The sequence below is a fragment of the Nioella sp. genome (assembly GCF_964229645.1).
Taxonomy (GTDB): domain Bacteria; phylum Pseudomonadota; class Alphaproteobacteria; order Rhodobacterales; family Rhodobacteraceae; genus Nioella.
In genome coordinates this window covers 1-7,256 of record NZ_CAXREX010000299.1, presented here as the reverse complement: position 1 = coordinate 7,256, position 7,256 = coordinate 1, and the positions used below count along the sequence as shown (strand labels likewise).

At 63.8% G+C, this 7,256-nt stretch carries 9 protein-coding genes; 4 read left to right on the top strand and 5 right to left on the bottom strand.

Going from position 1 to position 7,256, the window contains the following annotated elements; translation table 11 throughout:
- From ACEQXV_RS18930 to ACEQXV_RS18910, 5 genes are all read right to left on the bottom strand, one after another.
- Positions 1-1,050, bottom strand: a 1,050-nt coding sequence (locus ACEQXV_RS18930) for an NADP-dependent isocitrate dehydrogenase (protein ID WP_370270469.1), incomplete at its 3' end; no start/stop codon positions are given.
- Between the two features lie 75 nt (positions 1,051-1,125).
- Positions 1,126-1,818 carry a hypothetical protein gene (locus tag ACEQXV_RS18925; protein WP_370270467.1) on the bottom strand — a complete coding sequence of 231 codons (693 nt, stop codon included), beginning with the start codon at positions 1,816-1,818 and terminating at the stop codon, positions 1,126-1,128.
- Between the two features lie 73 nt (positions 1,819-1,891).
- Positions 1,892-2,470: an HD family hydrolase gene (locus tag ACEQXV_RS18920; protein WP_370252675.1), complete on the bottom strand. Its 579-nt coding sequence runs from the start codon at positions 2,468-2,470 to the stop codon at positions 1,892-1,894.
- A complete protein-coding gene (locus tag ACEQXV_RS18915; protein WP_370252676.1) occupies positions 2,463-2,705 on the bottom strand; it encodes a hypothetical protein in 243 nt (80 codons plus the stop codon). The genes ACEQXV_RS18920 and ACEQXV_RS18915 overlap by 8 nt, the downstream gene beginning before the upstream one ends.
- Positions 2,705-3,358: an alpha/beta hydrolase gene (locus tag ACEQXV_RS18910; protein WP_370252677.1), complete on the bottom strand. Its 654-nt coding sequence runs from the start codon at positions 3,356-3,358 to the stop codon at positions 2,705-2,707. Before ACEQXV_RS18910 ends, ACEQXV_RS18915 begins: the two co-directional genes overlap by 1 nt.
- 193 nt (positions 3,359-3,551) lie before the next feature.
- Here ACEQXV_RS18910 and ACEQXV_RS18905 point away from each other — a divergent pair, with 193 nt between their 5' ends.
- From ACEQXV_RS18905 to ACEQXV_RS18890, 4 genes are all read left to right on the top strand, one after another.
- Positions 3,552-4,013: an Rrf2 family transcriptional regulator gene (locus tag ACEQXV_RS18905; protein ID WP_370270466.1), complete on the top strand. Its 462-nt coding sequence runs from the start codon at positions 3,552-3,554 to the stop codon at positions 4,011-4,013.
- A 177-nt stretch (positions 4,014-4,190) separates the two neighbouring features.
- Positions 4,191-5,237, top strand: a complete 1,047-nt coding sequence (locus tag ACEQXV_RS18900; protein WP_370270465.1) for a cysteine desulfurase family protein — start codon at positions 4,191-4,193, stop codon at positions 5,235-5,237.
- A 74-nt stretch (positions 5,238-5,311) separates the two neighbouring features.
- Positions 5,312-6,832 (top strand): Fe-S cluster assembly protein SufB, encoded by a 1,521-nt coding sequence (sufB, locus tag ACEQXV_RS18895; RefSeq protein ID WP_370252681.1) that lies wholly within the window; start codon positions 5,312-5,314, stop codon positions 6,830-6,832.
- A 45-nt stretch (positions 6,833-6,877) separates the two neighbouring features.
- Positions 6,878-7,189, top strand: a complete 312-nt coding sequence (locus ACEQXV_RS18890; RefSeq protein ID WP_370270463.1) for a heavy metal-binding domain-containing protein — start codon at positions 6,878-6,880, stop codon at positions 7,187-7,189.
- Positions 7,190-7,256 lie beyond the last annotated feature (67 nt).

Below are 7,256 nucleotides of genomic sequence, written 5' to 3'. Positions count from 1 at the left end.
GAGCGGGGTGTTGTCATCGAGCTTGGCCCGGTGCCTGAGCGCCCCGGTCCAGGCGAAGATCGAAGCGATGGAGTTGGTCGAGGTCTGCTGCCCGGCCTGGTGCTGGCGGTAATGGCGGGTGACGGTGCCGTGGGCGGCCTCCGCCTCCATGATCTTGCCATCGGGCGTCAGGAGTTGCGAAGTCATCATGCCAAGCGAGCCGAAGCCCTGCGCGACCGTATCGGACTGCACGTCGCCGTCATAGTTCTTGCAGGCCCAGACAAAGCCACCATTCCATTTCAGCGCGCAGGCGACCATGTCGTCGATCAGGCGGTGCTGGTATTCGATGCCTGCCTCCTTGAACTGGGCTTCGAATTCCTCCTCGAACACCTCCTGGAACAAGTCTTTGAAGCGGCCGTCATAGGCCTTGAGGATGGTGTTCTTGGTGGAGAGATAGACCGGCCATTTCAGGCCGAGCCCGTAATTGAACGAGGCGCGGGCGAAATCGCGGATCGAGTCGTCGAGATTGTACATCGCCATGGTGACACCCGCCGATGGCGCGTCGAACACCTCGCGCTCGATCACCTCGCCATCCTCGCCCTCGAATTTCAGCGTGATCTTGCCCTTGCCGGGGAAGCGGAAATCGGTGGCGCGATACTGGTCGCCGAACGCATGGCGGCCCACCACGATCGGTTGGGTCCAGCCCGGCACGAGGCGGGGAACGTTGCGGCAGATGATCGGCTTGCGGAAGACGACGCCGCCCAGGATGTTGCGGATCGTGCCGTTGGGGCTGCGATACATGCGCTTCAGGCCGAATTCCTCGACCCGCGCCTCGTCGGGCGTGATCGTGGCGCATTTCACCGCGACACCCACTTCGAGGGTCTTCTCGGCGGCATCCACCGTGATCTGGTCGTCGGTGCGATCCCGCTCTTCGATTCCGAGGTCGTAATAGAGCAGGTCGATATCGAGATAGGGCAGAATGAGCTTGTCCTTGATGAAGGCCCACATGATGCGGGTCATCTCGTCGCCATCCATCTCGACGATGGGATTTGCTACCTTGATCTTGGTCATCGGAAACCTCGGGAAACAGGGGGAAGTGTCGCGCGCTGCTTAGCAGATGCCAAAAATGTATGCAATCGTATACCGTCAGGACTCGGGCAGGGCCTGACGCAAGGTTTCGCCCAGGTCTGCAAGTGCCAGAACCTCTTCGGGGCGGGAGAGCGCCGCGCGCAGAGAGATCTCCAGCCCCCGGTCCGAGCGCCGGATGACGGGCAGGGCGCCCCCGGGCAGCAGGCCGGCAGAATTGGCCAGCGCAGGATGGGTTGCAACCGGCACCAGCGCCGCCTGCGCCTCGGGCGTTGCCATCAGAAGGCCATGCGCGCCGGGCAGGTCCACGGCCTCGAGCCGCGCGGCTTCGGGGCCGAGATCGCCAAAGAGCCTGCCCATCACGAAGCCGCCCATGCCGCCGCCCAGCTTTCCCAGCATGGTTTCCGCCCGTTCGGCTTTTTCGGCGCTCATGGACGGGCCGATGATGGCCAAGCCTTGCGAAATGCCCGCATTGGCTGCGCGCCAGGTGGTGCTGCGCACGGTGCGGCCGCTGCCCGTGGTGGCGGCATTGACCTTGATTTCCATCTGCCAGCCCGCGTTCGGATCAGAGATCGTGGTTACGCGGGCGCGCCCGGCGGTGCCTTCGTCACGGTCGTAGCGCCAGCCACGGGCGGCGACCGCGTCGCGCAGGGCGCCCTGCCGTTTCGTCCCGATCATCAGGGCATAGACGATCAGCCCGGACCCCGCGATCGATGCAACAAGAAGGATGATGATCGTAAGGGTCTGGGACATGGGGCCTCGTTACGGATACAGAACAGACTGGTGCGACTGTACAGACCCGGATCGAGACTGTCATCCGCGCAGGTCAGCCACCCTGGAACCAGGCCGACAGTTTCGGGCTGAGCCAGGACCAGAGCCCGGGCGCGCCCCGATCGACCTTGGTGCCGACGCGGGCGCGGACCTGGTCCTCGGTGACGTCGTAGTCGGGCCAGCTGCCGCCCTCGGAATGAAGGTTCAGAACCGGGGGCTGAAAACGGTCGAGCGACTTGGCAAAGACGGCATCCGGGCTTTCGGCGGCCTCGAATTCATCCCAGAGCGCGCGGAACTCCCCTGCAAGATCATCGGGCAGCAGGCCGAAGATCCGGTCGGCGGCCTCCTGTTCCTGCCGCGCCAGCGCCTCCGTGTCATGGGTTCCGTAGATGGGCGCATCGCCCGCGTCGATTTCCACCAGGTCATGCAGGATCAGCATCCGGATCACCCGGTCGATCCGCACGCCCTCGGGCGCATGATCGGCCAGCGTGAGCGCGAAGAGCGCCAGGTGCCAGCTATGCTCGGCGCTGTTCTCGTTGCGCAGGCGCCCGGTGATCCAGTTCGCCCGCTCGATCCGCTTCAGCCGGTCCGCTTCGACCAGGAAGGCCATCTGCCGGTCCAGCCGATCACTCACCCGTTTCGGCCTTCGCCTTGGCGATGCGGTTTTCCAGCCATTTGCGCCCCATCTGCTCGGCGCGGCGAATGCGCACCGAGGTCATGAAGGCTTCCTGAAGGGTCTGCGAGGTGGAGCGCAGAGTATTCGACAGCTGTTCGATCAGCCGGTCGTCGTTGAGCTCCTGCTCGGCTTGCAGCGCGTCCTGGGCGAGCTGGTCGGCAAGATCGGTAATGAAATCGCCGCCGCCAGACATCAGCGCGTTGTCTCCGTCAGGCGGCGCTTCACATAGGTCTGCACCGAGTCGATCATCGGATCCATGTAGGGATCTTCGAAGAAGTGCCCGGCGCCCTCCATCTCCTCGTGGGTGATGGTGATGCCCTTCTGCTCGTGCAGCTTGTCAACGAGGATGCGGGTGTCCTGCGGCTTGGCCACGCGGTCGGCCGAGCCGTTGATGACCAGGCCCGAAGAGGGGCATGGCGCGAGGAAGCTGAAATCATACATGTTGGCGGGCGGACTGACAGAGATGAAGCCGGTGATCTCGGGGCGGCGCATCAGAAGCTGCATGCCGATCCAGGCGCCGAAGCTGAAGCCCGCGACCCAGCAATGCTTTGCGTTCTGGTTCATCGATTGCAGGTAGTCGAGCGCCGAGGCGGCATCAGACAGCTCGCCGATGCCCTGGTCGTATTCGCCTTGGCTGCGGCCCACGCCACGGAAGTTGAAGCGCAGGACCGTGAAGCCGATCTTGTGGAACGCGTAATGCAGGTTGTAGACCACGCGGTTGTTCATCGTGCCGCCGAACTGCGGATGCGGGTGCAGGATGATGGCGATCGGGGCGTCCTTGGCCTTCTGCGGATGGTAGCGGCCTTCCAGACGGCCCTCCGGTCCAGGGAAAATCACCTCGGGCATCGCGGCTCCTTCATATCGTGCTCTGCGGGGCGCGCGCGGGCCTGGTGGCGTCATTGACGCGTGCTCGCGGCGCGGCCTAATCTCGGTCACCGCCGGTTCTGCTTGAACGGGCGGGTGGATCGCAGTTAAGCGTCCTCGGGCGAAAGGTCAATGTTCAGAGGGGTCTGTTGGCCATGCGGAAGGGGAAATTCCGATGAAACTGAGCACCAAGGGGCGCTACGCGATGGTGGCGCTGGCCGATCTGGCCCTGCAGGGGACCCAGGGACTGACTTCGCTTGCGGAAATCTCGAAGCGGCAGGACATCTCGCTGCCTTATCTCGAACAGCTCTTCGTCAAGCTGCGCCGGGCGGGGCTGGTGGATTCGGTGCGTGGTCCGGGCGGCGGCTACAGGCTGGCGCGGCCCGCCTCGGAGATCCGGGTGTCGGACGTGCTGGGGGCCGTCGATGAGACCGTGAGCGCGCTCCATACCGGGGCCGGGGCCTCGGGCGGGATGTCGGGCAGCCGCGCGCAGAGCATGACCAACCGGCTGTGGGAGGGGCTGAGCGACCATGTCTACGTGTTCCTGCACCAGACCCGCCTGTCGGACGTGGTGCAGAACGACCTGACCCCGTGCCCGGCGGTGCCGAGCCTTTTCCAGGTGGTGGACGAAGACTAGAGCCCCCTGTCGTCCGCTCGGCCCGGCCTCGTGATCGGGATGCCTCCGGCGGGAGTATTTTGACCAAGAAGAAGGGCCGGGCGCGCGTTAAGGTTAACGGCGGTCTGGTCGGCGCCTGTTAACTGGACCTTTCGGGCCGGGCGGGGCAGAAGGGCCGCAACCGGAAGGAAGAACGTCATGACCGCGCGCAGCTATCTCGACTGGAACGCCACGGCCCCCCTGCGCCCCGAGGCGCGCGCGGCGATGATCTCGGCGATGGACCTGGTGGGCAACCCGTCCTCGGTTCACGCGGAAGGGCGGCTGGCCAAAGGTCTGATCGAGACAGCGCGCGCGCAGGTCGCCGAAGCCTTCGGTGCGCAGGCCAGCGATATCGTCTTTACATCGGGCGCAACCGAGGCCGCCGCGCTGGCGCTGGCGGGGCGGGGCCTGCACGGCGCCGGCGTGGAGCATGACGCGGTCAGGGCCTGGGTTGTCGAGGACCTGCCGGTGGATGGAGAAGGCCGGGTGAGCCTGGGCGATCCGGCACAATCGACCCTGCAGATCGCCAATTCCGAAACCGGGATCGTGCAGGACCTGCCCCGGGGGCTGGCTGTGAGCGATTTCACCCAAGGCTTCGGCAAGCTGCCACTGGCCTTCGACTGGTCGGGTGTCGATATGGGGCTGATCTCGGCCCACAAGCTGGGTGGCCCGAAGGGAATCGGGGCACTGGTCCTGCGCCGCGGGCTGGACGTCGAGGCGCGGATCCGGGGCGGCGGGCAGGAAATGGGTCGCCGCTCTGGCACAGAGAACCTGATCGGTATTGCAGGATTTGGGGCTGCGGCCAAGGCGGCAGCACAAGATCTTGCAAACGGGGTCTGGGAAGAGGTCACCCAACTTAGAAATATTCTAGAATTGTCTCTGGACCTCGACGGAAATGTAACTATTTTGGTCGGGAAAGACGCGACGCGCCTGCCCAACACCTCTTGCCTGGTCACGCCGGGCTGGAAAGGCGAGACGCAGGTGATGCAGATGGACCTTGCGGGTTTCGCCATTTCAGCGGGCTCCGCCTGTTCCAGCGGCAAGGTGAAATCGAGCGCGGTTCTGCGCGCCATGGGGTTCGATCCCCGGGCGGCGTCCAGCGCCATCCGGGTCTCGATCGGCCCCGGCACCACGAAGGACGAGGTCTTGCGCTTCAGCGAGGCCTGGCGGGCGGCGAGGGCAAGACACCTGTCGCGCGTCAACTGAGGATCAGGCGCGCCCGGGACACGGGCGCCAGGACACGCGGGGGGCCGTCCGGCCCCCGAGACAGGGGAATGAACATGGCCATTGCCGAAACCGACATCCGCGAAGGCGTCGACCGGGAAACCGTGGAAACCGTCCAGGCCATGGGCGGCAAGTACAAGTACGGATGGGAAACCGAGATCGAGATGGAATACGCGCCCAAGGGCGTGAATGAAAACATCGTGCGGCTCATCTCGGACAAGAACGGCGAGCCGGAATGGATGACCGACTGGCGCTTGCAGGCCTTCAAGCGCTGGAAGCTGATGTCGGAGCCTGACTGGGCGATGCTGAACTATCCCCAGATCGACTACCAGGACCAGTATTACTACGCCAAGCCCAAGAGCATGACCGAGAAGCCCAAGTCGCTCGACGAGGTCGATCCCAAGCTGCTGGCGACCTATGAAAAGCTGGGTATTCCGCTGAAAGAGCAGATGATCCTGGCCGGGGTGGAAGGCGCCGAGGACGCGCCTGCCGAGGGCCGCAAGGTGGCCGTCGACGCCGTCTTCGATTCTGTCTCCGTGGGCACCACCTTCCAGAAGGAGCTGGAAGCGGCGGGCGTCATCTTCTGCTCGATCTCGGAGGCCATCCAGAAGCATCCCGAGCTGGTCAAGAAATACCTCGGCTCCGTCGTGCCGATCACCGACAACTTCTTTGCCACGCTCAACAGCGCGGTCTTCTCGGACGGCTCCTTTGTCTACGTGCCGCCGGGGGTGCGCTGCCCGATGGAGCTGAGCACCTATTTCCGCATCAACGCGGAGAATACCGGCCAGTTCGAGCGCACTCTGATCATTGCCGACAAGGGCAGCTACGTGTCCTACCTCGAAGGCTGCACCGCACCGCAGCGCGATACCCACCAGCTGCATGCCGCGGTGGTGGAAATCATCGTCGAGGAAGATGCCGAAGTGAAATATTCCACCGTCCAGAACTGGTATCCGGGCGATGAAAACGGTGTGGGCGGGATCTACAATTTCGTCACCAAGCGCGCCGATTGCCGGGGCGACCGGTCCAAGGTGATGTGGACGCAGGTGGAAACCGGCTCTGCGATCACGTGGAAATATCCCTCGTGCATCCTGCGCGGCAATGAAAGCCAGGGCGAGTTCTATTCCATCGCCATCGCCAACAACATGCAGCAGGCCGATACCGGCACCAAAATGATCCACCTGGGCCGCGATACCAAGTCGCGCATCGTGTCCAAAGGGATCAGCGCGGGCAAGGCGCAGAACACCTATCGCGGGCTTGTCTCGATGCATCCCAAGGCCAAGAACGGGCGCAACTACACCCAGTGTGACAGCCTGCTGATCGGCGATCAGTGCGGGGCGCATACGGTGCCCTACATCGAGGTCAAGAACAACTCGGCCCGTGTCGAACACGAGGCCACCACCTCCAAGGTCGATGACGATCAGCTGTTCTACTGCCGCCAGCGCGGCATGGACGAGGAAGAGGCCGTGGCCCTCGTGGTCAATGGCTTCTGCAAGGAAGTGTTGCAGGCGCTGCCGATGGAATTCGCCATGGAAGCGCAGCAGCTGGTGGCGATCTCGCTCGAAGGTTCTGTCGGTTAACCCGTCGGGGGCATTTTGCCCCCGCATGACACAAAGGGAAGTCCAATGATCGTTACCACGACCCCCAGCGTCGAAGGCTACCAGATCGCCGAGTACCGTGGCATTGTCACCGGTGAAGCAATTCTGGGTGCAAACGTGTTCCGCGATATCTTTGCGGGGATCACCGATATCATCGGTGGCCGCTCAGGTGCCTATGAGGCCAGTCTGGCCGAGGCCCGCGAAACCGCTCTGAAAGAGTTGGAAGAACGCGCGGCCGCCGTGGGTGCCACCGCCGTTGTGGGCGTCGATCTGGACTACGAAGTAATCAACAACATGCTGATGGTCTCGGCCTCTGGCACCGCCGTGGTGCTGGGCTGATCTGACCTGTGAAGGAATAAAAATATGCTGGAAATCAAAAACCTGCACGTCAAACTTGAAGACGAGG